Origin of the sequence: Mycobacterium sp., from assembly GCF_047975165.1 — a bacterium.
Taxonomy (GTDB): Bacteria; Actinomycetota; Actinomycetes; order Mycobacteriales; family Mycobacteriaceae; genus Mycobacterium.
On sequence record NZ_JBKECZ010000044.1, the window covers coordinates 1 to 26,549 of the forward strand.

General features: G+C 66.7%; 24 protein-coding genes and 1 tRNA gene. 11 read left to right on the plus strand and 14 right to left on the minus strand.

Annotated elements, in window-relative coordinates; genetic code table 11:
- The 11 genes from ACK5M9_RS04350 to orn all read right to left on the minus strand — a co-directional run.
- The coding region (locus ACK5M9_RS04350) for a hypothetical protein (protein ID WP_416891966.1) at nucleotides 1–247 on the minus strand (247 nt) is incomplete at its 3' end.
- Between the two features lie 30 nt (nucleotides 248–277).
- Nucleotides 278–1,528: an MlaD family protein gene (locus ACK5M9_RS04355; protein ID WP_416891967.1), complete on the minus strand. Its 1,251-nt coding sequence runs from the start codon at nucleotides 1,526–1,528 to the stop codon at nucleotides 278–280.
- On the minus strand, nucleotides 1,525–2,763 hold the full coding sequence (locus ACK5M9_RS04360; RefSeq protein WP_416891968.1) for an MlaD family protein: 1,239 nt from the start codon (nucleotides 2,761–2,763) through the stop codon (nucleotides 1,525–1,527). Before ACK5M9_RS04360 ends, ACK5M9_RS04355 begins: the two co-directional genes overlap by 4 nt.
- On the minus strand, nucleotides 2,760–3,866 hold the full coding sequence (locus ACK5M9_RS04365) for an MCE family protein (RefSeq protein ID WP_416891969.1): 1,107 nt from the start codon (nucleotides 3,864–3,866) through the stop codon (nucleotides 2,760–2,762). The genes ACK5M9_RS04360 and ACK5M9_RS04365 overlap by 4 nt, the downstream gene beginning before the upstream one ends.
- Entirely contained in the window at nucleotides 3,863–4,918 is a 1,056-nt protein-coding gene (locus ACK5M9_RS04370; RefSeq protein WP_416891970.1) for an MCE family protein, read from the minus strand. The genes ACK5M9_RS04365 and ACK5M9_RS04370 overlap by 4 nt, the downstream gene beginning before the upstream one ends.
- 2 nt (nucleotides 4,919–4,920) lie before the next feature.
- Complete coding sequence (locus tag ACK5M9_RS04375) at nucleotides 4,921–5,988, minus strand: MlaD family protein (RefSeq protein ID WP_416891971.1); 1,068 nt, start codon at nucleotides 5,986–5,988, stop codon at nucleotides 4,921–4,923.
- The gene (locus ACK5M9_RS04380) at nucleotides 5,985–7,550 is read right to left on the minus strand and encodes an MCE family protein (RefSeq protein ID WP_416891972.1); all 1,566 of its coding nucleotides are present in this window, start codon (nucleotides 7,548–7,550) and stop codon (nucleotides 5,985–5,987) included. Before ACK5M9_RS04380 ends, ACK5M9_RS04375 begins: the two co-directional genes overlap by 4 nt.
- A 1-nt stretch (nucleotide 7,551) precedes the next feature.
- On the minus strand, nucleotides 7,552–8,319 hold the full coding sequence (locus tag ACK5M9_RS04385; protein ID WP_416891973.1) for an ABC transporter permease: 768 nt from the start codon (nucleotides 8,317–8,319) through the stop codon (nucleotides 7,552–7,554).
- A gap of 91 nt (nucleotides 8,320–8,410) precedes the next feature.
- Nucleotides 8,411–9,298, minus strand: a complete 888-nt coding sequence (locus tag ACK5M9_RS04390) for an MlaE family ABC transporter permease (protein WP_416891974.1) — start codon at nucleotides 9,296–9,298, stop codon at nucleotides 8,411–8,413.
- Nucleotides 9,299–9,598: 300 nt separating this feature from the next.
- A tRNA-His gene (locus ACK5M9_RS04395) sits at nucleotides 9,599–9,674 on the minus strand.
- Between the two features lie 51 nt (nucleotides 9,675–9,725).
- The gene (gene orn / locus ACK5M9_RS04400) at nucleotides 9,726–10,373 is read right to left on the minus strand and encodes an oligoribonuclease (protein WP_416891989.1); all 648 of its coding nucleotides are present in this window, start codon (nucleotides 10,371–10,373) and stop codon (nucleotides 9,726–9,728) included.
- A gap of 99 nt (nucleotides 10,374–10,472) precedes the next feature.
- On the opposite strand from orn, the gene ACK5M9_RS04405 reads away from it, so the two are divergent.
- Nucleotides 10,473–12,023 (plus strand): helicase HerA-like domain-containing protein, encoded by a 1,551-nt coding sequence (locus ACK5M9_RS04405; RefSeq protein WP_416891975.1) that lies wholly within the window; start codon nucleotides 10,473–10,475, stop codon nucleotides 12,021–12,023.
- A 30-nt stretch (nucleotides 12,024–12,053) separates the two neighbouring features.
- Here ACK5M9_RS04405 and cmrA read toward each other — a convergent pair whose 3' ends face one another.
- Nucleotides 12,054–12,860: a mycolate reductase gene (gene cmrA, locus ACK5M9_RS04410; RefSeq protein ID WP_416891976.1), complete on the minus strand. Its 807-nt coding sequence runs from the start codon at nucleotides 12,858–12,860 to the stop codon at nucleotides 12,054–12,056.
- Nucleotides 12,861–12,968: 108 nt separating this feature from the next.
- On the opposite strand from cmrA, the gene ACK5M9_RS04415 reads away from it, so the two are divergent.
- The gene (locus ACK5M9_RS04415; protein ID WP_416891977.1) at nucleotides 12,969–14,321 is read left to right on the plus strand and encodes an MFS transporter; all 1,353 of its coding nucleotides are present in this window, start codon (nucleotides 12,969–12,971) and stop codon (nucleotides 14,319–14,321) included.
- Here the strand turns inward: ACK5M9_RS04415 and ACK5M9_RS04420 are convergent.
- Both ACK5M9_RS04420 and ACK5M9_RS04425 read right to left on the minus strand, forming a co-directional pair.
- A complete protein-coding gene (locus tag ACK5M9_RS04420; protein WP_416891978.1) occupies nucleotides 14,295–15,065 on the minus strand; it encodes a hypothetical protein in 771 nt (256 codons plus the stop codon). The genes ACK5M9_RS04415 and ACK5M9_RS04420 overlap by 27 nt on opposite strands.
- Nucleotides 15,066–15,142: 77 nt before the next feature.
- Nucleotides 15,143–15,820 (minus strand): TetR/AcrR family transcriptional regulator, encoded by a 678-nt coding sequence (locus tag ACK5M9_RS04425; protein ID WP_416891979.1) that lies wholly within the window; start codon nucleotides 15,818–15,820, stop codon nucleotides 15,143–15,145.
- Between the two features lie 141 nt (nucleotides 15,821–15,961).
- Here ACK5M9_RS04425 and ACK5M9_RS04430 point away from each other — a divergent pair, with 141 nt between their 5' ends.
- The 9 genes from ACK5M9_RS04430 (at nucleotide 15,962) to ACK5M9_RS04470 (ending at nucleotide 26,524) form a co-directional block, all read left to right on the plus strand.
- The gene (locus ACK5M9_RS04430; RefSeq protein WP_416891990.1) at nucleotides 15,962–17,524 is read left to right on the plus strand and encodes an AMP-binding protein; all 1,563 of its coding nucleotides are present in this window, start codon (nucleotides 15,962–15,964) and stop codon (nucleotides 17,522–17,524) included.
- 92 nt (nucleotides 17,525–17,616) lie between these two features.
- The gene (locus ACK5M9_RS04435) at nucleotides 17,617–18,360 is read left to right on the plus strand and encodes a CoA transferase subunit A (protein WP_416891980.1); all 744 of its coding nucleotides are present in this window, start codon (nucleotides 17,617–17,619) and stop codon (nucleotides 18,358–18,360) included.
- Between the two features lie 55 nt (nucleotides 18,361–18,415).
- On the plus strand, nucleotides 18,416–19,060 hold the full coding sequence (locus tag ACK5M9_RS04440; protein ID WP_416891981.1) for a CoA transferase subunit B: 645 nt from the start codon (nucleotides 18,416–18,418) through the stop codon (nucleotides 19,058–19,060).
- A gap of 5 nt (nucleotides 19,061–19,065) precedes the next feature.
- Nucleotides 19,066–20,643: a carboxyl transferase domain-containing protein gene (locus ACK5M9_RS04445; protein ID WP_416891991.1), complete on the plus strand. Its 1,578-nt coding sequence runs from the start codon at nucleotides 19,066–19,068 to the stop codon at nucleotides 20,641–20,643.
- 3 nt (nucleotides 20,644–20,646) lie between these two features.
- Nucleotides 20,647–22,638, plus strand: coding sequence for an acetyl/propionyl/methylcrotonyl-CoA carboxylase subunit alpha (locus ACK5M9_RS04450; RefSeq protein WP_416891982.1), 1,992 nt, complete (start codon nucleotides 20,647–20,649; stop codon nucleotides 22,636–22,638).
- A gap of 6 nt (nucleotides 22,639–22,644) precedes the next feature.
- Complete coding sequence (locus tag ACK5M9_RS04455; protein ID WP_416891983.1) at nucleotides 22,645–23,811, plus strand: acyl-CoA dehydrogenase family protein; 1,167 nt, start codon at nucleotides 22,645–22,647, stop codon at nucleotides 23,809–23,811.
- On the plus strand, nucleotides 23,808–24,365 hold the full coding sequence (locus ACK5M9_RS04460; RefSeq protein WP_416891984.1) for a MaoC family dehydratase: 558 nt from the start codon (nucleotides 23,808–23,810) through the stop codon (nucleotides 24,363–24,365). Before ACK5M9_RS04455 ends, ACK5M9_RS04460 begins: the two co-directional genes overlap by 4 nt.
- Nucleotides 24,362–25,183, plus strand: coding sequence for an HpcH/HpaI aldolase/citrate lyase family protein (locus ACK5M9_RS04465; RefSeq protein ID WP_416891985.1), 822 nt, complete (start codon nucleotides 24,362–24,364; stop codon nucleotides 25,181–25,183). Before ACK5M9_RS04460 ends, ACK5M9_RS04465 begins: the two co-directional genes overlap by 4 nt.
- A gap of 105 nt (nucleotides 25,184–25,288) precedes the next feature.
- A complete protein-coding gene (locus ACK5M9_RS04470; protein WP_416891986.1) occupies nucleotides 25,289–26,524 on the plus strand; it encodes an amidohydrolase family protein in 1,236 nt (411 codons plus the stop codon).
- Nucleotides 26,525–26,549 lie beyond the last annotated feature (25 nt).

Genomic DNA, 26,549 nt, shown 5'->3' on the forward strand with positions numbered 1-26,549 from the left:
CTGCATCGGCGGTGTCGTCGGCGGTGTCGTCGGCGCCGACCGTCTCCTCTCCAGCCTCTCCAGCCTCTCCAGCCTCTCCAGCCTCCCCAGCCTCCGCAGCCTCTCCAGCCTCCGCAGCCTCTCCAGCCTCCGCAGCCTCTCCAGCCTCACCTGCGTCCTCGGCGTCCTCCGGCTCACCGGCGCTGTCGTCTGCGTTGACTGTCGCCTCGTCGTCCTCGGGCGCGTTTGTCTCGGTGGTGGCCGGCATCGCCATCTCCTCGTTCTGTTTCCGTGGGGCCTATTGCGGAGGCTCGATCGGCAATTCCGGGCCGCCGTAGGGCGTCGGAATCGTAAAGCGGCCCTGTGGTGTCTGATCGGTCCTGCGTCCCAGGTCCGCGCCGACCGGCGGGCCGGCGGTGTCATCGCCGGCGGGCCGCGGTGCGTTCTTGGCCCCTCGGATCAGTACACCCGGGTCGTCATTCTGACAGTAGTTGTACATGAACGGTTCGTAGTAGTCGGCCGACGAGGGGGCATGCGTCGGTACCCCGTAGTCGCACGCGTAGCGCGGATAGAGCTCTACGGTGGCCCAGACACCATGATCGTGAAATGCGCTCGTCACCGCGTCGAGAACCGATCCGCGGTAGTCGGGGAACAGCGCGTTGAGTGCCGGAACGCGCAAATAGAGAAGCTGCGACACGGTGGCCAGGCTGCCCAGCAGCTGCACCATGGCCTCGGAATTCCCGGTGAACAGGTTGTCGACGGAGTCCAACGCCTGCGGTGTCTGCCCGACCAGCTGTCGATAGCCGTCCTGCATCCGCACAACACCGGCGAGCGTCCGGTCGAGGTCGGCAGTGGTGGCCGCCAGCCCGGCATTCTTGTCGGCGGCCAACGTCAGGACGACCCGGCTGGTCTTGAGGATGCTGGTGGTCTCCGGCAGCACGGAATCGAGGGTGGAGAGCAACACCGTGCCGCCGTCGACGATGGCGGCCAGCTTGGCGGGCCCGTCCTTGCCGAGGCTCAGCTCCTTCTTGATCAACGCGATCTTGGCCGGATCCACCTGCGAGAGCATCCCGTCGGCGTCGCTCAGCAGCTGCGCCATGGTCACCGGGACCGTGGTGTGATCCTGGCCGATGAAACTCCCGTCGTGCAGGTACGGGCCCGAATCGGAGTCGGCCGCCAAATCGATGTACTGTTCGCCGGCCGGAGACAGCCCCGACACGTGCGCGACCGCGTCGGCGGGACTCTTCGTCGCGGACGTGATGCTGGCGGTGGCCTGCACCCCGCGGTCGGTAACGCGAAGCGAGTCCACCTTGCCGACTCGCACACCGCGCAGGGCGACGTCCTGGTTCGGCAGCAGCCCGCCGGATTCGGGAAGTTGGATGGTCACCCGGTAGGACGTCGCGAAGGGTCTTACCCGCAGCGCGACGATCGTCAGGTAGCCGGTAGCCACGACCAGGCTGAGTACCAGCCCGGCCACCGACAGCCAGACCTGGCGCCGGTGGGCGGCCCGCACGGCACGGACGAGGGCGGTGGCGATCGTGTCGATCACGGTGGGGGTCCCGGAGTCGTGGCGCCGGTTGCCGCTTGTCCGGCAGCGGCCGCCTGATCCTCGTCGACGATGATGATGCCTCCGGGGACGTCCGGGTCGGGTGCCACCGTTACCTGTGGTGAGTCCGGTCCGCGCCCGACGACACGTTCCTGCAGACGCCACAGGGTGTACTTCAGGGAGCCGACGAGCTCGTTCCAGGTGAACCTGTTCGGCGCGTGCAGTCCCCGGTCGCCGGGAAACCCGATGTCCGGTACCGCCCCGAGGATCAGCTGTGTGACGGTCACATGTGCGGATAGCGCATTGCCCGAAGACATTTTGACGAGCCTGGGCATCAGCCGGTTCAGCGGAAGCCAGCTGGTGTCTGGGCTGACCGCGACGTCGTTGATCGCTGCTGCCACGGTGTTGAGGTCGCCGACGAAACTGCGGCCGCTGGTGTCGGTTCCCGCCAAAGCCGGGAGACGAGCCAGCATGCGGCTGGTGTCGCCGAGCTGCACGACCACGTTGGTGAGCTCGGCGGTGTTGGCGGCCAATGCGCTGGTAGCCGGGTTGGCCGCCGACATCAGGTCGCGGATGGTGTCGTTTTTGGCATCGAGTTGTTCACTGAGGCTTGACAATTCGGTCAACGCATCGCTGATCTGCCCGGATCGGGAATCCAGCGTGCCCAGCAGGCGGTTCGACTTGCGGATCAACTCCCCGAAAGCCTGCCCCTGGTCGCCGGTGGCCTTGCCGAAACCGTTGATGATGTTGGTGAAATTGCGTACCGACCCGCCGTTGACCAGTACAGCTGCCGAGCTGAGGACGGATTCGACGGTGGCCGCCGCGGTCGTCGAGTCCAATCCGATGGTGTCGCCATCGTGCAGCACGGGGGTGCCGGACGGGGCGTCGGCGGGTGGTTTCACCGATACGAACACGTCACCGAGCGGGGTTGCGGTGCGTAACTCGGCGGTGCTGCCTCTCGGTAGCGCAACGCCGTCGCGGATACGCAGGGTGGTGACCGCGGTGTAGTTGCGCGCTGTCATCGATTCGACCTCGCCGACGTCGGCGCCGGCGAGTTTCACCTTCGCCTTCATCGGCAGGTTGAGCGCGTTGGCGAAGACCGCCGTCAGCTGGTAGCCGCCGGAACCCAATCCCGGGGCCGGAAGCGGCAGGCTGGCGAGGCCGTTGGTGGCACAACCCGCGCTCGGAAGTGCCACGGCCACCACGGCCGCGATTGCCCGCAGGTGTTTGGCGATCATTTCTGCCCCATTGCGGCGAGGCCGTCGAGCACGTAGGTCAGCCCGAAGTCGGGGCCGAAGTCCTGGACGGTTCCGGTACTGCAGCCGAGCTGTCGCAGGCCCATCAGGTTGCAGACCTCTTTGGTGAGCTGACTGTCGAAGATCATCCGGTCGGTGAGGAAATGCGCACGCAAAGCGCCGTTTTCCCGGTCCACCACGTTGTAGACGTTGTCGGCCAGCATCGGAGTCACGTCCAGGATCTCGGTCAGGTCGCGCTGGTGATCGACGACCGTCTGCAGTAGCGGGTTCGTCTGCGCCAACGTGTCCTTGATGGCGTCGCGATTCGCATCGAGCAGGTCGCCTGCCCGCCGGACCAGTTCGGAAAGTTGTCTACCGGTGCTGCCCGATCCGATGTCTTCGTCGGCCAGCAGCCCGCTGAGCTGGTGCAGGGTCGAGGTGAAATCGCGCAGCTTGCTGTCGTTGGCGGCCGCGGCCTCGAACAGCGAACTGAGGTTCTTGATGATCGCGGTGAGCTGTGTGCTGGTCTGCTGACCACCATCACTGCTGAGCCGCAACGCGTTTGAGAGCTCGTTGAGCGCACCTTTGATTTTCGCGCCATTGCCGTTTGTCACCGCGGCACCGCCGTCGATGACGTCGGCCAGCGGGCCGCCGCCATGGCCGTTGCCCTCCAGTGACTTGGTGATCTTGTCCAAAACCGCAAGCACCCGGGTGAATTCGACGGGGGTCTTGGTGCGGGTCAGGCCGATGGTGGCGTTGTCCGGCAGGACGGGGCCGCCGCGATACGGCGGGGTGAGCTCGATCTGCCGGTCGGTGAGAATGGAGGTCGAGATGGTGACGGCTTGGACATCCGCGGGCACCTTGACCGAGCGGTCGACGGTGAATCGGACCTCGACGTAGCTGCCCTTCGGGGTGATCCGGGTAACCGAACCGACCGGCATGCCCAACACCGCAACCGTATTGCCCTCGTAGAGCCCGGACGCGCTGTCGAATTGGGCCGTCACGGTCATAGGGGCCTGTCTGCCCGCGAGATACCACCATCCGGTGCCGACAGCGGCGAGCACCGGAAGCACGATTGCGGCGAGGGTGATTGCCCGGCGCTTCATTTGCAGTCCTTGAAGTACGGGATCATGCCGCGCCTCTGCGCATCAGCGCTGATCGCGCACATCCACGAATCGATGAGCAGGGAGTTGGGGACGTTGATGGCGACCGCATTGCCGTCGCCGGTTGCGTTGGCCACCTCGCGGATGAAGACAGGTGCGGATTGCAGCATGCTTCGCAGCAGATCGTCGTGCTGGGCCAGCATTGCGGTGAACTCGCGCAAGTCCGCTATCAGCCCCTCGATCCCGGTGCGGTCGCCGACCACTACCTGGTTCATCGTGTCGACGAGGCTGGTCAGGGATTGCATGGTCGAGTGGAAGACGGCACGGCGCGCCACGAACTCGCCGAGGAGGTCCTGTGCCTGGTTGACGACGGTGCCGATGTTGGACTGCTGGCGCCGCAGCGTGTTGGTCACCTTTTCGGTGTTCTCCAGCAGCGTGCCGATCTGGTCGCGGCGTTGGGAAATGATCGACGAGAGCGCGTCGAGATTCGCCATCGCCTGCGGAACCACAGCGGGCAGTCCCCGCAGTTGGTTGCCCAGGACGGACAGCGAATGTGCGAACCGGTCGGAATCGATCTGCTCGAAAGTTGTTGTGGCATCGTGTAATGCCGATTGCAGGTCGTAGGGAACCTCGGTATGTGCCAGGTCGAATGTCGCCTTGGGCAGGGAGCCCGTGCCGTTGGGTTCGATTGCGAGATAACGTGAGCCGAGGATCGTGGTGACCTCGACCGAGGCGCGGGAATCCCGGCCGAGCACCACATCGTTGCGCACCTTCAGCCCGGCTTCGACGTGGTCGCCGCGCAGGGTCATGCTGGTGACCTCACCGACCGGTATGCCGGCGACGGTGATCGGATTCCCCGGACGAAGCGCGGCCGCTTGTAGGAATTCTGCGGTGTAGCGGCGATACCCTACCCCGAGCGCGTGGACCGAGAGCATGGCGCCGATCAGCACAGCGACCACGGCGCAGGCGATGAACCCGAGCCACGTGGTGTTGTAGGTCTCCAGCGGACGCTTTCTCCGCGCCTTGAGCTGCCGCCATTTCGATGTGCCGGCCATTTTCAGTCACCGCCTGTCGTCCGGCACCGGGGGGTGTGCTGGGCCTTGTTACCGGGTGATGCGGCGTTGACGATGATCGGTACGACGTCGTTGAGTCCGGGGAAGAAGCCGAACATATTGAGGTCGCACAGGTATGCGTTGAGGTAGGCCCCGCGGTTGGCGGCTCGCGATATGCCCTTCAGCAGCAGCGGGACGTTGTCGCCGAAGTAGGCCACCTGCGGTTCGACATCCAGCAGGTGCCTGGTGACACCCGGCCGGCGGTCGATGAATTCACGAAGCGCGGGATAGTCGTCCCGAGCCGCCCTGGCCAGGTTGGCCATTATCCGGGATAGCGATCCCATCGACGACACCAGCTCGGGGCGCCGCCGGTCGAGGTCGGCCACTACGTCGCGCGTCTGGACTATTGCCCGGTCCAGATCGGTGTTCTGGGCGGCGAGGCTGCCGACCACGGTGTCGAGCCGGGTGATCACGTTTCCCAACGCCTGGTCTTTTCCGGCGAAAGTTTCCGTCAGCGTGGATGTTTGGCTGACCAGGGTGGCCAGTGAGGCGGTATCTCCCTGCAGGGACTCGATCACGCCCTTGGCGAGGTTGTCGGCGTCGTGTGGGTTCAGCAGGCTGAACAGCGGCTCGTAGCCGTTGAGGAGCCGGGTGACGTTGAACGACGGCTCGGTGAGTTCGACCGGGATCGTGGCGCCGCGGGTGAGTTCGGTGGGGTGCGAGGCCGTCGGGGCTTGCGGGTCCAGGGCTAGGCCGAGGTAGCGCTGCCCGACGATGTTCTGGTACGTCACCGAGGCGACGGTGTTGTCGAACAGGTGTTGCCCCTGTTGCACGACGAACGAGACCCTCGCGAGTTTGCCTTGAAGTTCGACCTTGTCGACCCGGCCGACGCGCACACCGGCCATCCGGACGTCATCTCCTTCGCGGAGCCCGTAGGCGTCGGTGAACATCGCCGAATACGGCACCGTCCCGCCGGTGACGTCTCGGCGCAGGCTCACGTACACCATCCAGGTGAACGTCACGGCGATCACCATGAACAGTGTCAGGCCGACCAGCGGTCCCCGGAATTTCATTCGGCGTGCTCCTCGGCCGGTGGATGAACGATCGAGACCGTCGTTCCACGGGCGAGCGGTCCGAGCAGCAGCGCGGTGGCCGCGGTGGCGGGTCGGCCGGTGATCACTCCGAGCATGGACCGCTCGTAGTCGCTGCCGACGGGTCCGACGGTGCCGCTGTAGGACGTCGGTACCGATCCGGCCGCGGGCGGGCGCAGCAGCGGCGGCGGCGGGACTGGACCGTGTGCCGGGGGCGAGGGGTCCGGGGTGTCGGGGTCGGCACCGGTGCGCACCGGCGGTGACGGCGAGATGAACATCGGCAGCGGGGGGTTGGGGTCGGCGAGGCTGGGGTCGGGGTTGATCAGCGGTGGGCCGACGACTACCGGGTTGCCGTCCGGGCCGATCACCGTTCCGGGCGGCGGGGCCAGGTCCTTGGGTGGCTGATAGTTCTGCGGCAGCAGCGTTTCGGGTAGATCGGGTTTGTTGGGGACCAGCGGAGCGGTGAAACAGCTGGGGCCCTTCAACTCTCCGTAGCGCGGGCAGTCGGCCCGCGAGTAGGCGAATGTCTGGGTGAAGGAGAGCCTGGCCCTCATGTTGCCGACGCTGAGTTCGGGTATCCAGACCTCCTCCATGAACTTTCTCGCCAGGTTGTCCAATTTGACGACCCCCGGGAGGAAGCGGTCGGACTTGAGGGCGAGCACACCGAGCACCGGGGTGAGGTCGGAGGAAATCCTGATGAGCTGGTCCATGTGGTGGTCGAACGATTGCCCGACGGTGCCGACGGTCCGATGGGCGCCGGACAGCAGCGCCGCCAATTCCGAGTGGGTTTCGGCGAATGTCCGCATCGGGCCCACGGCCTGACCCAGCGCGTCGAAGAGGTCCGGCGCGGTTTCCGCCAGCCCCCGTGTCGCGTCGACCAACGCCGATACCGTCGAAGGACCGGCGTCGGTGCTGACAATCGAATCGAGCTGGTCGATGAGACGATTCATCTGCGCGGCGCTGTTGAGCAGTGTTGTGCGGCGATGATCGGTGGCGGCGGCTATCGCGGCCAGCACGCCGAGGGAGTTGTCGTCGCGGCCCCGTCCGACAGCGGTGAGAAGGTCGCGGAGTTTGCTGACGGTCGTCTGGAACAACACGGTGGGCAGGGCGTTGTCCTCGCGCACGTGCGAGCCGGGGCGGATTGCGGTCCCGGGGCCGTTGCCGACCAACTGAACCGAGGAGACCGCGAAGACATTACTGGGTACGACCCGCGCGGTGACCGCGGCCGGAATCGACCCGGCGTATTCGGGCTTGAGATCGATGTGGACGTAGTTGGGCTTGCCGTTGGCGGCAGGAACGACATCGGTCACCATTCCGACCAGCAGGCCGTGATACTTGACGTCCGATTTCTGGGGGAGGCCGTCGCCGACGTTGACCAGGTCCGCGGTGATCGGCACGTAGTTGCTGAGCCGGCCGGTCGACTTCACCAGCAGGGCGGCGGCGAATACGGCGGCCACCACCACGACCGCGATGCCGCAGGCGAGCAATTGGGTGTCGGTCGGTCCGCGGCCATCGGTGTCGAACGTGTTTGACTGGGATCCCATGTCAGCCGCCGAATCTCGCACCGGAGTCAACTCCCCACAGCGCCATGGTGAGCAGCATGTTCACGATGATCATCACGGTGATGCTGGCCCGCATGCCGTGTCCGGCCGCCACCCCCACGCCCTCGGGGCCGCCGCTGGCGTAGAAACCGTAGTAGCACTGAACGGTGGCGGCTATCCACACGAAGACGGCGGCCTTGATCAGGGAATAGAGGATGTCGCGGCCGGCCAGCATCAGCGAGAAGTAGTGCAGGTAGGACCCGCCGGCGCCGCCACTGCTGATGTGCACGACCGTCTGGGTCGTGATGTAGCTGATCGCCAGACACACGGTGTAGAGCGGAACCATGGCGATCACCGAGGCCATCAGCCTGGTCGTCACCAAATACGGAATCGGCCGGATGGCAATCGATTCCATCGCGTCGATCTCCTCGGCGATGCGCATCGACCCCAGCTGGGCGGTGAAGCGGCAGCCGCCCTGCATCGCAAATGCCATGGCGGTCATCAGGGGAGCCAGTTCCCGAGTGTTGACCAGCGACGACACGAACCCGCTGGCCGGCCCGAGTCCGAGCATGTTCAGAAAGTTGTAGCCCTCGATCCCGACCAGGGCGCCGACCGTCATGCCCAGCACGACGGCGACACCGGCGGTTCCGCCGCCGACCACGATCGACCCGTTGCCCCAGGTGATGTTGGACAGAAGTCGCAGGAATTCGCCGCTGTAGTGCCGCAATGTCACTGGGACGGCCGTCAGTGCCCGGACGAAGAAGACCAGCATGTGGCCGACCTGCCGGATCGGCCGAGTGGTCCTGCGGTGGAGTTGAACAAGCTGTCCGGTAAGGGATTTCGTTGATAGAGCGGCTGCCACGTCACAGACCCGTTCTGGGGGACAGCATGATATGCAGTTGGCTGATCGCGACGTTGACCAGCATCAGCAGCAGTATCGATTCGACGACGGCGGCATTCACCGAGTTGGCCACCCCGGTGGGCCCGCCTCGGGTGGACAGGCCTTTCTGGCTGGACACGATCGCCACGATGGCGCCGAAGATGACGGCCTTGAGCAGCGCCAGCAGCAGGTCCTCGGTGGTAGCGAAGGACGAGAAGCTGGATACGAAGCTGCCGGGTGCGCCGTTCTGGAAATACACGTTGAACATGTAGCTGGCGAAGAAGCCGACGAAACACACGACTCCGGTGAGCGCGACACCGATCATGATGGCGGCGGCGAAGCGCGGCACCACCATCCGGCGGATGACCGAGACGCCCATCACCTCCATGGCGGAGGTTTCCTCGCGCATGGTTCGCGAACCCAGGTCGGCGGTGATTGCCGAGCCGACCGCGGCCGCCATCAGCACCGCGGCGACCAGCGACGCCCCCTGTCTGATGACCGCCAGCCCGCTGGCCGCGCCGGCCAGCGAAGTCGCTCCCACCTGGCCGGCCAGCAGGGCGAACTGGATGGACAGGGTGACGCTGATCGGCAATGCCACCAGGACGGTCGGTAGCACGGCCGTGCCGGCCATGAAGGCGCCCTGCCGGACGAACTCCTGCCACTGGAATTGTCGGCTGAGCAGGTCCGAGAAGAAATACTGGATGGTGCGCACGCCGAGAACGAACTGTTCGCCGACCGTTCTCAGCGCGGCCAGCGGGTGCCGGTTGGCATAGCCCAGTGCCCAATCCTGGATGGCATCGACACCGTCGTCGGGGTAGTCCTCATCGACAGCTGCTTCGTCGCCCGCCGCGGCCTCGGTAGTCTCCGCCATCTCAGCGTGGCCCGCGGATTTCGGGGTGACCGGTCGTAGGGGTCATGGGCGCGCCGGAATCGATGTCATGCGCACTTCTCCCCAGCCGCGGTACATGTGACCTGTCAGCAGGGAACTGGGAGACATCAAGTGGACGCTGGCCGCGTCCCGGTTCCGCGTTCCGGCACCTGCGCAGCTCACCAAGGTTGCCGGTGACACGCTAACCCACTGGGCGGCCGGCATCAATAGTTTGGAGTGCCTCACCTAACTTGGCGGGTGCAGTTCGCCAAAACCCGGGTCGACGGCAAGCCGTCGGGTCTGTGGGGTGAGTGACGGGACTCGAACCCGCGACATTCAGGATCACAACCTGACGCTCTACCAACTGAACTACACCCACCACGTCCGCCCGCGCCCCGTCTGCCGGGATCAACGAGCGGCGACGTCGATATTAGCCGTTCGGGGGCTCCCCGGCAGAATCGGTTCGCGCCGGTGGGTCGATATCGTCCGTAAGATCTTCGACGACTGCGGCGATTTCGCTGGTAGACGGCCCCGGTGGGGGCGCGAACGCGGTCCGCCGGTAGTACCGCAGCTCCCGGATGGATTCTCGGATATCGGCCAGCGCCCGGTGGGCGAGCCCCTTGGGCGGTTGCCCGTAGTAGATGCGCGGGTACCAGCGGCGGCAGAGTTCCTTGATTGAGCTGACGTCGATCATCCGGTAATGCAGGAACGAATCGAGTTCGGGCATGTCGCGGGCGATGAAGGAACGGTCGGTGGCGATCGAATTGCCCGCCAGCGGGGCCGTCTTGGGTTGTGCGACGTGTTCGCGGATGTAGTCCAGCACCATCGCCTCGGCGGTCGCCACGTCGAGGGGCGAGGCCCTGACCTCGGAGGTCAGCCCCGAGTGGGCGTGCATGTCCGCCACGACCTCCACCATCGACGACAATGCGGCGTCGTCGGCGTGGATCACCACGTCGATCCCGTCGCCGAGGATGTTCAGGTCGGCGTCGGTGACCAGGGCGGCGATCTCGATCAGCTTGTCCGAGCCCAGATCCAGCCCGGTCATCTCGCAGTCGATCCACACCAATTCGTCACGCACAACGCTCAACACTATGCCCAGGCTCACCCGCGCCCGGGTGTTCCCCTGGGTAAGTAGAGTGAGCGAAGCCCTGAAATGCTCGGAAAGGACCCGGCACACATGAGTACCGAATCCGCCCATACGCCTGCCGAGAGAATTGCGGCAGGATATGCAGTCGGAGGTCAGGCGCTGCGGCTGGGAACGGTCGTCGTCGAGGGTCAGGTCGACCCGCAAGCGCAGATCGGCATCCCGCTGGCCACCATCAACCGCCACGGGCTGGTCGCCGGGGCCACCGGAACCGGCAAGACCAAGACGCTGCAGCTGATCACCGAGCAGCTCAGTGCGGCGGGCGTCCCAGTGCTGATGGCCGACGTCAAAGGTGACCTGTCGGGCCTGTCCCGCCCCGGTGAATCCAACGACAAGACGGCCGCCCGGGTTCGCGACACCGGCGACGACTGGGAGCCTTCGGGGTTCCCGGTGGAGTTCTTGTCCCTGGGCACCGAAGGCATCGGCGTGCCGGTTCGGGCGACGGTTGCCGGTTTCGGCCCGATTCTGTTGTCAAAAGTATTGGGACTCAACGCGACTCAAGAGTCGACCCTGGGGCTGATCTTCCATTGGGCGGACGGCGCCAACCGCCGGCTGGTCACGCTGAACGACCTGCGGGCGGCTATCGGCTACCTGACCAGTGACCAGGGCAAGGCCGATCTGAAGTCGCTGGGCGGGGTGTCGTCGACGACGGCGGGTGTCATCCTGCGGGCGCTGGTGAACCTCGAAGGCGAGGGCGGGGACACCTTCTTCGGCGAGCCGAAACTCGATCCGCAGGACCTGCTGCGCCTGGACGACCAGGGCCGCGGCATCGTCACGCTGCTGGAGTTCACCGGTCAGACGCTGCGCCCGGTCATCTTCTCCACCTTCCTGATGTGGTTGCTGGCCGAGTTGTTCGTGCAGCTGCCCGAGGTGGGCGACCTGGACAAGCCCAAACTGGTGTTCTTCTTCGACGAGGCCCATCTGCTGTTCACCGACGCGTCGAAGGCATTCCTGGAGCAGGTCGAGCAGACCGTCAAGCTGATCCGCTCCAAGGGGGTGGGGGTGTTCTTCTGCACCCAGCTGCCCACCGACGTGCCCAACGATGTGCTCTCCCAACTGGGTGCTCGGGTGCAGCACGCGCTAAGGGCGTTCACCCCCGACGACCAGAAGGCGCTGAGCAAGACCGTGCGCACCTATCCCAAGACCGACGTCTACGATCTGGAATCCGCGCTGACGTCACTGGGGATCGGCGAGGCCGTCGTGACCGTGCTGTCGGAAAAGGGCGCCCCTACTCCGGTGGCCTGGACGCGCATGCGGGTGCCCCGGTCCTTGATGGCCGCGATCGGCAAGGACGCGGTAGCCGAAGCGGCCAAAAACAGTCCGCTGCAAGCCAAATACGGCCAGACGGTCCAACAGGCGCCGGAAATCGATGCGGCCGCACCCGGCCCGGGGCAGCTGGAAACCGAACTCCCGCCGTTGCCGGCGAGTTACGACCTGCCGCCCATGCCGGAGCCGGCCGAGCCGCAGGGACCGAGCTGGGTGGAAAAGGCACTGAAGAATCCGACCGTGAAGAGCGCGATCAATACCGGGGTTCGCGAAGCCGTGCGCAACATCCTCGGATCCGGTCGCCGCCGCCGGAGATAGCTGCCGGCGGCCAGCCCCGGCCATCAGAGGTTATCCGCCGCCGAGTTTCTTGTAGAAGGCTCCGGCGATCGGCGCCACAATGGCGCGCGGAGCATACCCACTGGCTACCGACATCGCCTTGGACGTCAGCCCGGGAACGATGCGCATCTTGTTGCGCTCCAGGGCATCCAGGGACACCCGCGCGGTGTGCTCGGTGGAGATCCACAGGAAGTCCGGCACCAGTTTCTCGACCAGCGACCGTTCGTCGGTGTCGGGCAGGTCGGTGCGTACCGGGCCGGGTGCCAGCAGGGTGACGTGCACACCCGAGTCGCGCAGCTCGCCGCGCAGCGATTCGCTGAAGGTGTTCGCGAACGCCTTGGTGGCCGCGTAGGTGGCGTTGTAGGGAATCGGCGAGTTCCCGGCCGCCGAACCGGAAATCAGGATGCCGCCGGCTTTCCGTTCGACCATTCCCGGCAGGACCGCCAACGTAAGGTCGTGTACGGCAACGGCATTCAATTGCGCCTGGGCTTTCTCGCCGGCCGGGTCGAGTTCGGCTACCGCGCCGAATGTGGCGGTACCGGCGTTGGCGCACAGGATCGAGATGGGCCGCGCGGTGAGTTCTTCGCAGAGGCGGGCGCGTTCGTCCGGGTCGGCGAGGTCGGCGGGCCGGGCCTCCACCGCAACGCGATATTTGTCGGTCAGCCGGGCGGCCAGGGCGGTGAGCAGGTCCGCTCGCCGTGCGGTGACGATCAGGCTGTGGCCGCGGGCCGCCAGCTCAGTGGCCAGCGCCTCGCCGATGTTCTGTGAGGCTCCGGTGACAACGGCGCGTGCGTCGGGACTGGGAGCTGGGATCGGCATGACCACGATGGTAGACACCCGTCGGTGACCTCCGGCGCGCTGCGGCGGCGGTGCCGGTCGCAGCGGTCCGGCGCCGGGGTGAATGCCGGCGTGAATAGAGTCCCGTGCATGAGTAAGCCGGAGTCGGGTTCGGTGGCCGTGCCGGCGCGGTCGCAGGTGGTGGCCTGGGCGATGTGGGACTGCGGGGTGACCGGCCTCAGCGCGATCACGGCCACGTTCGTGTTCTCGGTCTACCTGACGCACAACGTCGGAGCCGACGCATCCCTGGGCGCCACACCGCTGAGCTGGTTGGAACGCACGGTGGCCGCGGCCGGCGTGGTGATCGCGATATTGGCGCCGGTTGTCGGGGTGTGGGTGGAATCGCCGCATCGCCGGCGGACGGCGCTGGTGGTGCTGACCAGCCTGGCTGTGGTGCTGACCTGTTCGATGGCCTTGATTCGAGACGAACCGGGGTACTTTTTCGTCGGTCTGACGCTGTTGGCGGCGACCGCGGCTTGCGGTGACCTGGCGAGCATCCCCTACAACGCGATGCTGCGCCAGCTTTCGACACCGGAGACCGCCGGCCGCATTTCCGGATTCGGCCAGGCAGCGGGGTATATCGGCAGCGTTGCCCTGTTGGTTGTGGTCCTGGTTGGCTTCGTGTCCGGGTCGGGCGATCATCGCGGTGTGCTGCACCTGCCGGTAGCCGGTGGTATCAACGTCCGGGCAGCGATGCTGCTGGCTGCCGCCTGGATGGCCTGCATGGCGCTGCCCCTGTTGCTGGTCGCCCATCGGCTGCCCGACGCCGGTCCGGCCGACGCCGCGGCGACCCCCCTGCTGGGCAGCTACCGCAAGCTGTGGTCCGATATCACCTCCGAGTGGCGCCGCGACCGCAACCTGGTCTACTTCCTGGTGGCCGCCGCGCTGTTCCGGGATGGACTGGCGGCGATGTTCGGCGTCGGCGCCGTACTGGGTGTCGGCGTGTACCACCTGACCGAGGGGGGCGTGCTGGTTTTCGGGGTGGCCGCCCTCGTCGTGGCCGGGCTGGGCGCGGTGGTGGGCGGGTTCGTCGACCACCGCATCGGCTCCAAACGGGTCATCGTCGTTTCGCTGATCGCCATCATCGCCGCCGGACTGGCCATGCTGGCGCTGTCTGGCCCGTCGGCGTTCTGGGTGTGCGGGTTATTGCTGTGCCTGTTCATCGGCCCGGTGCAGGCCTCGGCCCGGGTGTTGCTGCTGCGGATGGCCCCGCACGGCAAGGAGGGGGTGGCGTTCGGTCTGTACACGATGACGGGCCGGGCGATGTCCTTCCTGGCGCCGTGGCTGTTCTCGGTGTTCGTCGACGTTTTCCATGCCGACCGAGCCGGACTGGTCGGCATCTGTCTGGTGCTGCTCGCAGGCTTGTCGGTGATGCTGGGGGTTCGGGTTCCGGCGTGGTCCGCGGGGCGGCCCGGCTCAGAGCGGAGCGTCGCAGATGGTTAGGCCCTGACCGGTCCGCTGGCGCACCTGAACGCCGGCGACGCTGACCGAACAGGTGACGTCGTGGCCGATGTTGACGACGGTGACGCTGGCCGAGTGGCGGGATGACGCAGCGAGACGGACCTGTTTGGTCCACGGCAGCGCGACGTTGAACTCGGTCTGGATCATGTCGCCGGTGTCGAGGTACACGACGCTGATTGCCCGCCCCGCCCCGGTGACGCGGTACACCACCGTCTCCATGATGGCCGGTGCCGTGGACGTTCCGGGGCCGGTGGTGCTCGGCCCGGTCGTGGTGGTGCGCGGTGGTCTGCGCGGGGTTGCCGGTGGTGGCGACGCGGTTGTCGGCGGGGTGTATGCCGGGCCGGGGGTCTGGATGGGCGGCAGGGGTTCGATCGCGGTCTGACGCCGGCTCGAACCGTTGGCGACGACCAGGGCGACGATCATTCCGACGACAAGCAGCACCGCCGCGCCGGCGGCAAGCCAAAGCCACCCGGGTGACCGCGGGGGTTCGGGTGCGGCGGTCGGTTCGTCGCCGGGTGGCGGCTGCCAGGACGGTGGCAGCTGGCCGGTCTGGTTCGGCTGGTAGGTGCCCGGCGTCCACGGGGAACCGCCGTAGGGGCCGTACGCCAACTCGTCGGCGTAGGCGGGATAGTCGATCGGCGGTGAATTCCAGTAGTCCTGGGGCACCATCGGACCCGGCCCGGGTTGCCGAGGGCCAGGATTCGGGGGGCTGTGTGGGTCGTTCATATTCACTTCGCAGGGTACCTGGGTTCGCGGGCAGCGCGGTGGGGCGATCTTGGCACCCCGGGGGCGGCGGACGCGCGCTACCGGCGGCCGGCGGTGAGCGCGGCGAGTGTCATCGAGCGCATCAGGGCTCGGTCGCGGGCCGCGTGTGCCGGCTTGGCGTCGCCGGATTTGGTGATGTGGGGCGTGGAGTTCAACAGGCCGAACGCGGCATGTGCCATCAGCCGGGCGTCAACCTCGGCCAGGTCGGCGTTCAACTCGCGCAGCACGCCCACCCAGATCTCGACATACTGACGCTGCGCTTTGCGCACCTTGCGCTCCGCCGCCCGAGGCAGGTGGGCCAGATCGCGGTCCTGGATCCTGATGAGGTCGGGTTCGCCGAGGGCGAAGTCGAGGTGGAAATCGATCAGCCCGTCGAGTGTGGTGGCCGGGTCGTCGCCGCGTCCGGCGACTGTGCGGGCGCCGGCCAGCAGCCGGGTGCTGATCCCCACCAGCAACTCCACCAGTAGCGACTCCTTGCCGGAGAAATGCCGGTAGATCGCCGGCCCGCTCACGCCGGCCAGTGCGCCGATGTCTTCCAGCCGTACCGCCAGGAAACCGCGTTCGGCGATCAGTTGTTCGGCGGCTGAGAGAAGTTGGGCGCGCCGGTCGGACTTCAACTGGCTGCGCCGATTCAGCGCCCCGGGCCGTCCGAGGTCCTGATCGGGGTCGGTGCCGCGGTTCTGGCCGGAGTACCGGTCCTGGGCGGACGTTGCCATGACGGACTCCTGGACATCTCGGTTAATCGTCACTAACGTAACATCCAATCACCGGTCGGAGGAACCGTGACAACCACCGACGCTGCACATCGCAATTCGCTTTCCTACGAGCGTGGTCCGAGCGCGCCGTCGCTGTTGGACATGACGATAGGGGCAAACCTTGCTGCGACTGCAGCAGAATTCGGCTGCGGTGAAGCGCTGGTGGACATCGCGGCGAACCGCCGGTGGACCTACGCCGATTTCTCAGTCGATGTACGCCGGTTGGCGACGGGGCTGCTGAAGGCCGGCGTCGCCGGCGGCGATCGGGTAGGCATATGGGCGCCGAACCGATGGGAGTGGGTTCTTGTCCAGTACGCGACGGCTGAGATCGGCGCCATTCTGGTGACCATCAATCCGGCCTTTCGCAACAGTGAATTGGAGTATGTGCTAAGGCAATCGGGCGTATCGATGGTGATCGCGGCAGCGGGATTCAAGGACGCGGACTATGCGCAGATGCTCGCCGAGGTGGCCCCGGGATGCCCGGACCTGCGCGAGGTGATCCTCTTGGGCGGTGACCGTTGGAACGGGCTGGCCGAAGCGGACGTCGATGCGAAGATGTTGCGGGCAAGGGCGGAGACGTTACATCCCGCCGATCCGATCAACATCCAATACACCTCGGGCACAACGGGTTACCCCAAGGGCGTTACGTTGAGCCATCGCAACATCCTCAACAACGGCTACCTGGTGGGGGAGCTGCTCGGATACACCGAACGAGACCGGATTTGCACGCCAGTCCCGTTTTATCACTGCTTCGGGATGGTGATGGGAAATCTGGCGGCCACCAGCCACGGGGCCGCCGTGGTGATACCCGCTCCCGGCTTCGATGCGGGCGCCACCCTGCGCGCGGTACAGGCCGAACGCTGTACCAGCCTCTACGGGGTGCCGACGATGTTTATCGCCGAACTCGGCCTGGGAGACTTCGCCGACTACGAATTGGGCAGTCTGCGCACCGGGATCATGGCGGGCTCACCGTGCCCGGTGGAGGTGATGCGCACGGTGATCGAACGCATGCACATGGCCGAGGTGTCGATCTGCTACGGCATGACCGAGACGGCTCCGGTGTCCACCCAGACCCGCAGCGACGATTCGCTGGACCGGCGGGTCGGCACCGTCGGTCGGGTCGGTCCGCACCTGGAGATCAAGGTGATCGACCCGCAGACCGGCGTGACGGTGCCCCGCGGCGTATCCGGGGAGTTCTGCACACGCGGCTACGCGGTGATGTCCGGTTACTGGAACGATCCGGAGAAGACCTCGGAGGTGATCGACGCCGACGGGTGGATGCACAGCGGAGACCTGGCGTCCATGGATGCCGACGGGTACATCCGGATCACCGGCCGGCTCAAGGACATCGTGGTGCGCGGCGGCGAGAACATCTCGCCGCGCGAGGTCGAGGAGCTGCTGTACACCCATCCCGACATCGTCGACGTGCACCTCATCGGAGTGCCCGACGAACGGTACGGGGAGGAGCCGATGGCGGTGGTCAAGCTGCGCGAAGGGGCGCCGGAACCGACCGTCGAGGCGCTGCGCGACTTCTGCCGCGGCCGCATCGCGGGATACAAGATCCCGCGGTATCTGTGGGTGGTCGAGGAGTTTCCGATGACCATCACCGGCAAAGTGCGCAAAGTCGAGCTGCGTGAGCTCGCCATCGAGTACTTGAGCGGCTGAGGCGGCAAACCTGTCTGGACGCGCCGCGGGGGGAATGGTAGTCTCACGTTCCAGTTAATGAGTATTAACTGAAGTCGGAGGCGCTGCGGCACATGGACAAGGTGGTCGCGACCGCTGCTGAAGCGGTGGCAGACATTGCCGACGGGGCATCGTTGGCCGTCGGCGGCTTCGGGCTCTGCGGTATCCCGGAGGGCCTGATTTCGGCTGTGGTCGAGCTGGGTGTGACCGACCTGGAGACCGTGTCGAACAATTGTGGAGTCGACGGTATCGGTTTAGGGATACTCCTGGCCAACAAGAGAATTCGTAGAACCGTATCCTCCTACGTGGGTGAGAACAAAGAATTTGCGCGTCAATTCCTCAGCGGCGAACTCGAAGTGGAGCTGACCCCCCAGGGCACCCTGGCCGAACGGCTGCGCGCCGGCGGGATGGGCATCCCCGCCTTCTATACCCCGGCCGGGGTCGGCACCCAGATCGCCGACGGCGGGCTGCCCTGGCGGTACGGCGCTTCGGGGGAGGTCGCCCTGGCGTCCCCGCGCAAGGAGACCCGTGAATTCGACGGTGTCACCTACGTTCTGGAAAGGAGTATCCGTACCGACTTCGCGTTGGTGCACGCATGGAAGGGTGACCGGTACGGCAACCTGGTGTACCGGCATGCGGCCGGGAACTTCAACCCCGAATGCGCCCCGGCCGGCCGCATCACCATCGCGGAGGTGGAGGAGCTCGTCGAGCCCGGCGAGATCGACCCGGCCATGGTGCACACCCCGGGTGTCTTCGTGCAGCGGGTTGTGCATCTACCCAACCCGCCCAAGCGGATTGAGAAGGAGACGGTGCGATGAGACGAGGGTGCCGCCGGCCGGACAACTCGCACAGTGGGATCGAGGACGGCGCCGGATGACCTGGACCAGAGACGACATGGCCGCGCGGATCGCCGCCGAATTCGAGGACGGCCAATACGTCAACCTCGGCATCGGGATGCCCACGTTGATCCCCAACCACATTCCCGATGGAATCAACGTCGTCCTGCATTCGGAGAACGGAATCCTCGGCGTTGGCCCCTACCCCCGACGCGGAGAGGTCGACGCCGACCTGATCAACGCCGGCAAGGAGACGGTCACCGCGCTGCCGGGCGCATCCTTCTTCGGCTCGTCGACATCCTTCGGGATCATCCGCGGCGGACACCTCGACGTCGCCGTACTCGGGGCCATGCAGGTGTCGGTCACCGGCGACCTGGCCAACTGGATGATCCCGGGCAAGATGGTCAAGGGCATGGGCGGCGCAATGGATCTTGTACACGGCGCCCGCAAGGTGATCGTGATGATGGAGCACGCAGCCAAGGACGGCAGCCCGAAAATCCTGGACCGGTGCACCCTGCCGCTGACCGGGGTCGGATGCGTCAATCGGATCGTGACCGAACTGGCCGTCGTCGACGTTCGCAGCGACGGGCTTCATCTCGTCGAGACCGCACCGGATGTCTCGGTCGACGAGGTGGTTGCGAAAACCCAGCCGTCGCTGATTATTTCGGAAGTGGACAGGTGACCGCGATGCCGGCCGGCGCACCCGCGTTTGCCGACGAACATCGCCGGCTGGTGGCCGAACTCAACACCAAGCTGGGCGCGGCCGCCCTGGGTGGAAACGAGCGCTCCCGCGAGCGGCACGTCAGCCGCGGCAAACTGCTTCCCCGGGAGCGGGTGGATCGCCTGCTCGACCCGGGCAGCCCGTTCCTGGAATTGGCCGCGTTGGCCGCCAACGGAATGTACGGCGACGAGTCCCCGGGGGCGGGGATCATCACCGGTATCGGGCGGGTGTCCGGGCGCGAATGTGTGATCGTCGCCAACGACGCCACCGTCAAGGGCGGCACCTACTACCCGATCACGGTGAAAAAGCACCTGCGCGCTCAGGAAATCGCGTTGCAGAATCTGCTGCCCTGCATCTACCTCGTCGACTCCGGCGGAGCCTTCCTGCCCCGGCAGGACGACGTGTTCCCCGACCGCGAGCACTTCGGCAGGATCTTCTACAACCAGGCCACGATGAGCGCCAAGGGAATCCCGCAGATTGCCGCCGTGCTCGGTTCCTGCACCGCGGGCGGAGCATATGTGCCCGCGATGAGCGACGAGGCCGTGATCGTGCGCGAGCAGGGCACGATATTTCTTGGCGGACCGCCCTTGGTCAAGGCCGCCACCGGTGAGATCGTCACGGCGGAGGAGCTCGGCGGCGGTGACCTGCATTCCCGGGTGTCGGGCGTCACCGACTACCTGGCCGACGACGACGAGGACGCGCTGCGCATGGTGCGCGGCATCGCGGCCACGTTCGGACCGCGGGAGCCGGCGCAATGGGACATCAGGCCGGGCGTCGAATCGCCGTATTCGCAGACCGAACTCTACGAGGTGGTGCCACCGGATCCGCGGGTGCCCTACGACGTGCACGACGTCATCGTGCGTCTGATCGATGCGGGCGAGTTCGGCGAATTCAAAGCCAATTACGGCAAGACGCTGGTGACCGGGTTTGCCCGCATCCACGGCCATCCCGTCGGTGTCGTCGCCAACAACGGGGTGTTGTTCGGTGAATCAGCCCTCAAGGGAGCGCATTTCATCGAGCTGTGCGATAAACGCCGCATCCCCCTGCTGTTCCTGCAGAATATCGCGGGATTCATGGTGGGCCGTGACTACGAGGCCGGTGGGATCGCCAAACACGGCGCCAAGATGGTGACCGCGGTGGCCTGTGCCCGGGTGCCGAAGCTGACCGTGGTGATCGGCGGCTCCTACGGTGCGGGCAACTATTCCATGTGCGGGCGCGCGTATTCGCCTCGGTTTCTGTGGATGTGGCCGAATGCGCGCATCTCGGTGATGGGCGGCGAACAGGCCGCCTCGGTGCTGGCAACCGTTCGCGGCGAACAGCTTTCGGCGTCCGGCAAACCGTGGTCGGCGGACGAGGAGGAGGAGTTCAAGGCGCCCATCCGCGAGCAGTACGAGGACCAGGGAAATCCCTACTATTCGACCGCACGGCTGTGGGACGACGGGATCATCGACCCGGCCGATACCAGAACCGTTGTGGGGCTCGCTCTGTCGGTGTGTGCGCACGCTCCGCTGGAATCGGTTTCCTACGGCGTCTTCCGGATGTGAGACATGTTTGACACTGTCCTGGTGGCCAACCGCGGCGAGATCGCGGTGCGGGTGATCCGCACGTTGCGCAGCCTGGGAATCCGATCCGTCGCCGTCTACAGCGACGCCGACGCCCGGGCCCGGCACGTCATCGAGGCCGACACCGCGGTGCGGCTGGGGCCGGCGGCGGCCCGGGAGAGCTACCTGGTGATCGAGCGGGTGATCGAGGCCGCGACGCGCACCGGGGCACAGGCCATTCACCCGGGCTACGGTTTTCTCTCGGAGAACCCCGGATTGGCCGCAGCCTGTGATCGTGCCGGGATCGTGTTCCTGGGGCCGCCGGCACGGGCCATCGAGGTGATGGGCGACAAGATTGCCGCCAAGAACGCGGTCGCGGCCTTCGACGTGCCGGTGGTTCCGGGCATCGCGCGGGCGGGCTGCAGCGACGACGACCTGTGCGATGCCGCCGCCGATGTGGGATACCCGGTTCTGGTCAAGCCCTCCGCGGGCGGTGGCGGCAAAGGCATGCGCCTGGTGGCCGAACCGGGTGGGCTGCGCGACGCTTTGGTCAGCGCGCGCCGGGAGGCGGCCTCGGCATTCGGTGACGACACCCTGTTCCTGGAGCGGTTTATCTCCCGGCCCAGGCACATCGAAGTGCAGGTGTTGGCCGATGCCCACGGCGGGGTGGTTCATCTGGGCGAGCGCGAGTGCAGCCTGCAACGACGCCACCAGAAGGTCATCGAGGAGGCCCCGTCCCCGCTGCTGGATGCGGCAACACGGGCGCGGATCGGGGCTGCGGCCTGTGACACCGCCCGCAGCGTCGACTACGTCGGGGCGGGCACGGTGGAGTTCATCGTCTCGGCCGATCGCCCCGATGAGTTCTTCTTCATGGAGATGAACACTCGCCTGCAGGTGGAGCATCCGGTGACCGAGGCGGTGACGGGGCTCGATCTGGTCGAATGGCAGCTCCGGGTGGCGGCCGGGGAAAGGCTCGGATTCGTCCAGGACGACATCGAATTGACTGGCCACGCCATCGAGGCCAGGGTGTACGCCGAAGATCCCGCACGCGGGTTCCTGCCGACCGGCGGCGAGGTGCTCGCGGTGATCGAGCCGTCCGGGCCCGGTGTGCGGGTCGACTCCTCGCTGCTGGCCGGAACCGTGGTGGGCAGCGACTACGACCCGATGCTGAGCAAGGTGATCGCCCACGGCGCCGACCGGGCCGAGGCGCTGCGGCGGCTCGACGAGGCGCTGGCGCACACCGCGGTACTCGGTGTGCAAACCAATGTCGAGTTTCTGCGGTTCCTGCTGGCCGATGAGCGGGTGCGGGCGGGAGACCTCGACACCGCGCTGCTCGACGAGCGGCTGGCCGACTGCGCACCGCTGCCCGCACCCGACGACGTGTTCGCCACCGCCGGCCTGTACGTCCAGGAGGTGCTGGCCCGCCGCGCCGGCGGTTCCCAGTGGGGCGCCCCCAGCGGTTGGCGGATCGGCGGCGCCGTAGCTCCGGTGCGCACGGCGATGAGAACCCCGCTGCGCACCGAGACCGTTTCGGTGGCGGGCCCGCCGGATGCGGCCACGGTCCAGGTCGGCGACGGTGAAATCGTCTCCGCGACCGCGCGCCTCGAGCCGGGTGCCATCAGCGTGACGCTGGACGGCCTGCGCCGGGACTACCGGTGGGCCGAGGCCGACCGGCACCTGTGGATCGCCGACGAGCGTGGCACCTGGCACATTCGCGAGGCCGAAGTGCACAAGATCCAGCGCGACACCGGGGAGCGACCGGCCGAGGTCGTCAGCCCGATGCCCGGCAATGTGATCGCCGTGCAGGTCAGCGACGGCGCACCGGTCACCGAGGGGGACGTGGTGGTGGTCGTCGAGGCGATGAAGATGGAACACCCCCTGGTGGCGCCGGTATCGGGGCGGGTCGAGGTACTGGTGGCCGTCGGCGATCAGGTGAAGGGTGAACAGGTGCTGGCACGATTGCTCCCGGAAACGCTGCCGGCGGAAGGCAAGGATTAGCAGACCATGACGACGACGATTCCAGCAGGAGCCCTGCCCAAGGAATATCAGGATCTTCGCGATACGGTGGCCGACTTCGCGCGCACCGTCGTGGCCCCGGTGTCGGCCAAACACGATGAGGAACACAGCTTCCCGTACGAGATCGTCGCCAAGATGGCCGAGATGGGCCTGTTCGGGCTGCCTTTCCCCGAAGAGTACGGCGGCATGGGCGGCGACTATTTCGCGCTGGCCCTGGCGCTGGAAGAACTTGGCAAAGTCGACCAGTCGGTGGCGATGACGCTGGAAGCGGGCGTCGGGCTGGGTGCGATGCCGATCTACCGGTTCGGCGACGAGGAGCAGAAGAACACCTGGCTGCCCGACCTGGTGGCCGGGCGCGCGCTGGCCGGCTTCGGCCTCACCGAACCCGGTGCCGGCTCGGATGCCGGAGGCACCCGCACCACCGCCCGCCTGGATAGCAGCGAGTGGATTCTCAACGGCAGCAAGCAGTTCATCACGAACTCGGGCACCGACATCACCTCGCTGGTGACCGTCACCGCGGTCACCGGGACTGGGGCCGCGGGCAAGAAGGAAATCTCGACGATCATCGTGCCCAGCGGCACACCGGGATTCATCGTCGAACCGGCCTACAACAAGGTGGGCTGGAACGCCTCGGACACCCACCCGCTGACCTTCGACGATGCCCGGGTTCCGCATGAGAACCTGCTGGGAGTCCGGGGCAAAGGCTATGCGAACTTCCTGTCCATCCTCGACGAGGGCCGGATCGCGATAGCCGCGGTCGCCACAGGTGTGGCCCAGGGCTGCGTCGACGAAAGCGTCAAATACGCCAAGACGCGTCAATCCTTCGGCCGGGCGATCGGCTCCTATCAGGCGATCAGCTTCAAGATCGCCCGCATGGAGGCCCGAGCGCACGTCGCGCGCACCGCCTACTACGAGGCGGCGGCGAAGATGCTGGCAGGCAAGCCGTTCAAGACGGAGGCGGCGATAGCCAAGATGGTCTCCTCGGAAGCTGCGATGGACAACGCCCGCGACGCCACCCAGATCCACGGCGGCTACGGGTTCATGAACGAGTATCCGGTGGCCCGGCACTACCGCGACAGCAAAATCCTCGAAATCGGCGAGGGGACAACCGAAGTGCAACTCATGCTGATCGCGCGATCCCTGGGGCTGGTATGAGTTCCGGCGAGAGTGAAAATCACGACGCCGGCCCGGCGTGTCGCGTCGCAGAATTCACAGTCGATCAGAGCAAGACGGTGGTTCAGCGCGGCCTGTGGTTCGATGAGTTCGAGGTCGGCACGACATACCTGCACCGGCCGGGCCGCACCGTCACCGAGGCGGACAACGTGCTGTTCACCACGCTCACGATGAACACCCAGTCGCTGCACCTGGATGCGGCGTGGGCGGCCGAACAGCCCGGTTTCCGGGGCGAGCGGCTGGTGAATTCGATGTTCACCCTCTCGACCCTGGTGGGGCTGTCCGTTGCGCAACTGACGCTGGGCACGATTGTGGCGAACCTCGGTTTCTCCGAAGTATCCTTTCCGAAGCCGGTATTCCATGGCGACACCCTGTATGCCGAAACCGTCTGCACCGGCAAGCGCGAGTCGAAAAGCCGCCCGGGCGAGGGGATCGTCACCCTGGAACACACCGGGCGCAACCAGGACGGCGACGTCGTCGCCCGCGCGGTCCGCACCACGCTGGTGCGGAAGCGGCCGTCGGGGACCCCGTCGTGAGTCTGCCCACTGCCGGCCCGGGATGGCTGTTCTGCCCGGCTGACCGGCCGGAACGCTTTGCGAAGGCCGCCGCGGCAGCCGACGTGGTGATCCTCGATCTCGAGGACGGGGTCGCCGGCGCGGACAAGCCCGCCGCGCGCACAGCGTTGCGCGACACCGTGCTCGATCCCGCCAGCACCGTGGTGCGGATCAACGCCGCCGGCACCGCGGACCACGCTCGGGATCTGGAGGCCCTGGCCGAGACGCCGTACACGACTGTGATGCTGCCCAAGTCCGAGTCGGCCGGCCAGGTGTCCGCACTGGCGCCGCGTGCGGTGATCGCGTTGGTGGAGAGTGCCCGCGGCGCGATGTTCGCCACCCAGATCGCCGCCGCGGAGGGCGTCGTCGCAATGATGTGGGGGGCGGAGGATCTCACCGTTTCGCTGGGCGGCAGCTCCAGCCGGCGCCCCGACGGCCGTTACCGCGACGCCGCCCGCCACGTCCGGTCGACGGTGCTGCTCGCCGCGTCGGCCTTCGGCCGGCTGGCATTGGACGCGGTGCACCTGGACATCCGCGACATCGACGGCCTGCGGGATGAGGCGATCGACGCGGCGGCGATCGGGTTCGACGCGACCGTGTGCATCCACCCCAGCCAGGTTCCGGTGGTGCGCAACGCCTATCGCCCCGCTGAGGAGAAGCTGGACTGGGCGCGCCGGGTATTGACTGCGGCCAATACCGAGCGGGGGGTGTTCGCCTTCGAAGGGCAGATGGTCGACTCGCCGGTGCTGCGGCACGCGGAAAACTTGTTGCGCAGGGCGGGGGAGGGAGCCGGTGTGTAGTGCTCACCAGCTGCCGGCGGTTATAGTTTGCAGGTATCGGAACATTCATCTGATCACGTTTGATCGCAATGTGTTTGGTTCGGGCTGAGGAGAAACTGGAAGTTCATGACGACTTCGCTCTTGCGCAACGCAACCCTGATCGACGGGACCGGTGCCGACGCCATCGCGGACGCGGCGGTACTTGTCGAGGCCGGCAAGGTTAGCTGGGCCGGGCGCGCCGCCGACGCCCCGGAGGCGCCAGCGGATGCCGTGACCGTCGACCTCGGCGGCCACACGATCTGCCCGGGCTTCTTCGACTGTCACGTCCACTTCAGCCTGCCCGGGCCCCACGGCAGCCCGCTGGAGATGGCGATGAGGCCGGCCTCCTACCGGAACTTCGAGCTGATCAAACGGCTGCAGACCACGCTGCGGAACGGGATCACCACCGCGCGTGACCTGATGGGCATCGATGCCGGCGTGCGCGATGCCGTCGCCGCCGGACTGATCGAAGGGCCGCGGCTGCTGGTGGCGGTCAACATGATCAGCCAGAGCTGCGGGCATGCCGACTTCCACATCCCGTGCGGCCTCGACCTCACCCCGTTGGTCGGCGGCTGCCTGGTGGACTCCGTCGACGCCGCACGGCAGCGGACCCGGGAACTGATCCGCCAAGGCGCGGACGTGATCAAGGTGGCCGCCAGCGGAGGGGTGTCGTCCCCCAGCGACGACCCGACCTGGCTGGGCATGCGCCGGGACATGATCGAAGCGATCGTCGAGGTGGGCCGGGACTACGGTGGCAGAAAGGTGGCCGCCCATGCGAGCGGCTATACGGGTATTCGAGCCGCGGTCGAAGCGGGGGTGCACAGCATCGAACACGGCTATGCCCTGGACGACGAACTGCGTCACCAAATGGTCGCCCAGGGCACCTTCCTGGTGCCGACCCTGCTGGAGACCATGGCGCCGGTGACCGTGACGGCAGCCGGAGCCGCCAAGAGCGAAAAATGGCATGCCATGGCCCACGAGTCGATTGCCGCGTCCGCCGCCGCCGGGGTGAAGATCGCGGTCGGCACCGATGCCGGCCTGTCGCCGGACCACGGCTCCACCCTCAAAGAACTCGGCCTGCTGGTTAAACTCGGCGGGCTGAGCCCGATGCAGGCGATCGTCGCCGGCACCGGTAACTCCGCCGAGCTGTGCGGAGTGGGTGACACGCTGGGCACCGTCGAGGTCGGCAAGACCGCCGACCTGGTCGTGGTCCGGGGTGATCCGCTCACCGACATCGATTCGCTCGGCGACCCGCACAACATCCTGATGGTTGTCAAGGACGGCCACACCGTGGGCAACCGCGGCGAATTCCGGACCGCCTGACCCGATCTGCCCGGGTTCGGCTGCA

Excerpts from the sequence above, each read along its gene's own strand:
- ACK5M9_RS04390 (WP_416891974.1), bottom strand. The coding sequence starts at position 9,298 with ATGGCGGAGACTACCGAGGCCGCGGCGGGCGACGAAGCAGCTGTCGAT.
- cmrA (WP_416891976.1), bottom strand. The coding sequence starts at position 12,860 with ATGCCGATCCCAGCTCCCAGTCCCGACGCACGCGCCGTTGTCACCGGA.
- ACK5M9_RS04365 (WP_416891969.1), bottom strand. The coding sequence starts at position 3,866 with ATGAAGCGCCGGGCAATCACCCTCGCCGCAATCGTGCTTCCGGTGCTC.
- ACK5M9_RS04450 (WP_416891982.1), top strand. The coding sequence starts at position 20,647 with ATGTTTGACACTGTCCTGGTGGCCAACCGCGGCGAGATCGCGGTGCGG.
- ACK5M9_RS04425 (WP_416891979.1), bottom strand. The coding sequence starts at position 15,820 with ATGGCAACGTCCGCCCAGGACCGGTACTCCGGCCAGAACCGCGGCACC.
- ACK5M9_RS04435 (WP_416891980.1), top strand. The coding sequence starts at position 17,617 with ATGGACAAGGTGGTCGCGACCGCTGCTGAAGCGGTGGCAGACATTGCC.
- ACK5M9_RS04405 (WP_416891975.1), top strand. The coding sequence starts at position 10,473 with ATGAGTACCGAATCCGCCCATACGCCTGCCGAGAGAATTGCGGCAGGA.
- ACK5M9_RS04460 (WP_416891984.1), top strand. The coding sequence starts at position 23,808 with ATGAGTTCCGGCGAGAGTGAAAATCACGACGCCGGCCCGGCGTGTCGC.
- ACK5M9_RS04385 (WP_416891973.1), bottom strand. The coding sequence starts at position 8,319 with ATGCTGGTCTTCTTCGTCCGGGCACTGACGGCCGTCCCAGTGACATTG.
- ACK5M9_RS04470 (WP_416891986.1), top strand. The coding sequence starts at position 25,289 with ATGACGACTTCGCTCTTGCGCAACGCAACCCTGATCGACGGGACCGGT.
- ACK5M9_RS04415 (WP_416891977.1), top strand. The coding sequence starts at position 12,969 with ATGAGTAAGCCGGAGTCGGGTTCGGTGGCCGTGCCGGCGCGGTCGCAG.
- ACK5M9_RS04440 (WP_416891981.1), top strand. The coding sequence starts at position 18,416 with ATGACCTGGACCAGAGACGACATGGCCGCGCGGATCGCCGCCGAATTC.
- ACK5M9_RS04420 (WP_416891978.1), bottom strand. The coding sequence starts at position 15,065 with ATGAACGACCCACACAGCCCCCCGAATCCTGGCCCTCGGCAACCCGGG.
- ACK5M9_RS04430 (WP_416891990.1), top strand. The coding sequence starts at position 15,962 with ATGACGATAGGGGCAAACCTTGCTGCGACTGCAGCAGAATTCGGCTGC.
- ACK5M9_RS04360 (WP_416891968.1), bottom strand. The coding sequence starts at position 2,763 with ATGATCGCCAAACACCTGCGGGCAATCGCGGCCGTGGTGGCCGTGGCA.
- ACK5M9_RS04445 (WP_416891991.1), top strand. The coding sequence starts at position 19,066 with ATGCCGGCCGGCGCACCCGCGTTTGCCGACGAACATCGCCGGCTGGTG.
- ACK5M9_RS04380 (WP_416891972.1), bottom strand. The coding sequence starts at position 7,550 with ATGGGATCCCAGTCAAACACGTTCGACACCGATGGCCGCGGACCGACC.
- ACK5M9_RS04375 (WP_416891971.1), bottom strand. The coding sequence starts at position 5,988 with ATGAAATTCCGGGGACCGCTGGTCGGCCTGACACTGTTCATGGTGATC.
- ACK5M9_RS04370 (WP_416891970.1), bottom strand. The coding sequence starts at position 4,918 with ATGGCCGGCACATCGAAATGGCGGCAGCTCAAGGCGCGGAGAAAGCGT.
- ACK5M9_RS04455 (WP_416891983.1), top strand. The coding sequence starts at position 22,645 with ATGACGACGACGATTCCAGCAGGAGCCCTGCCCAAGGAATATCAGGAT.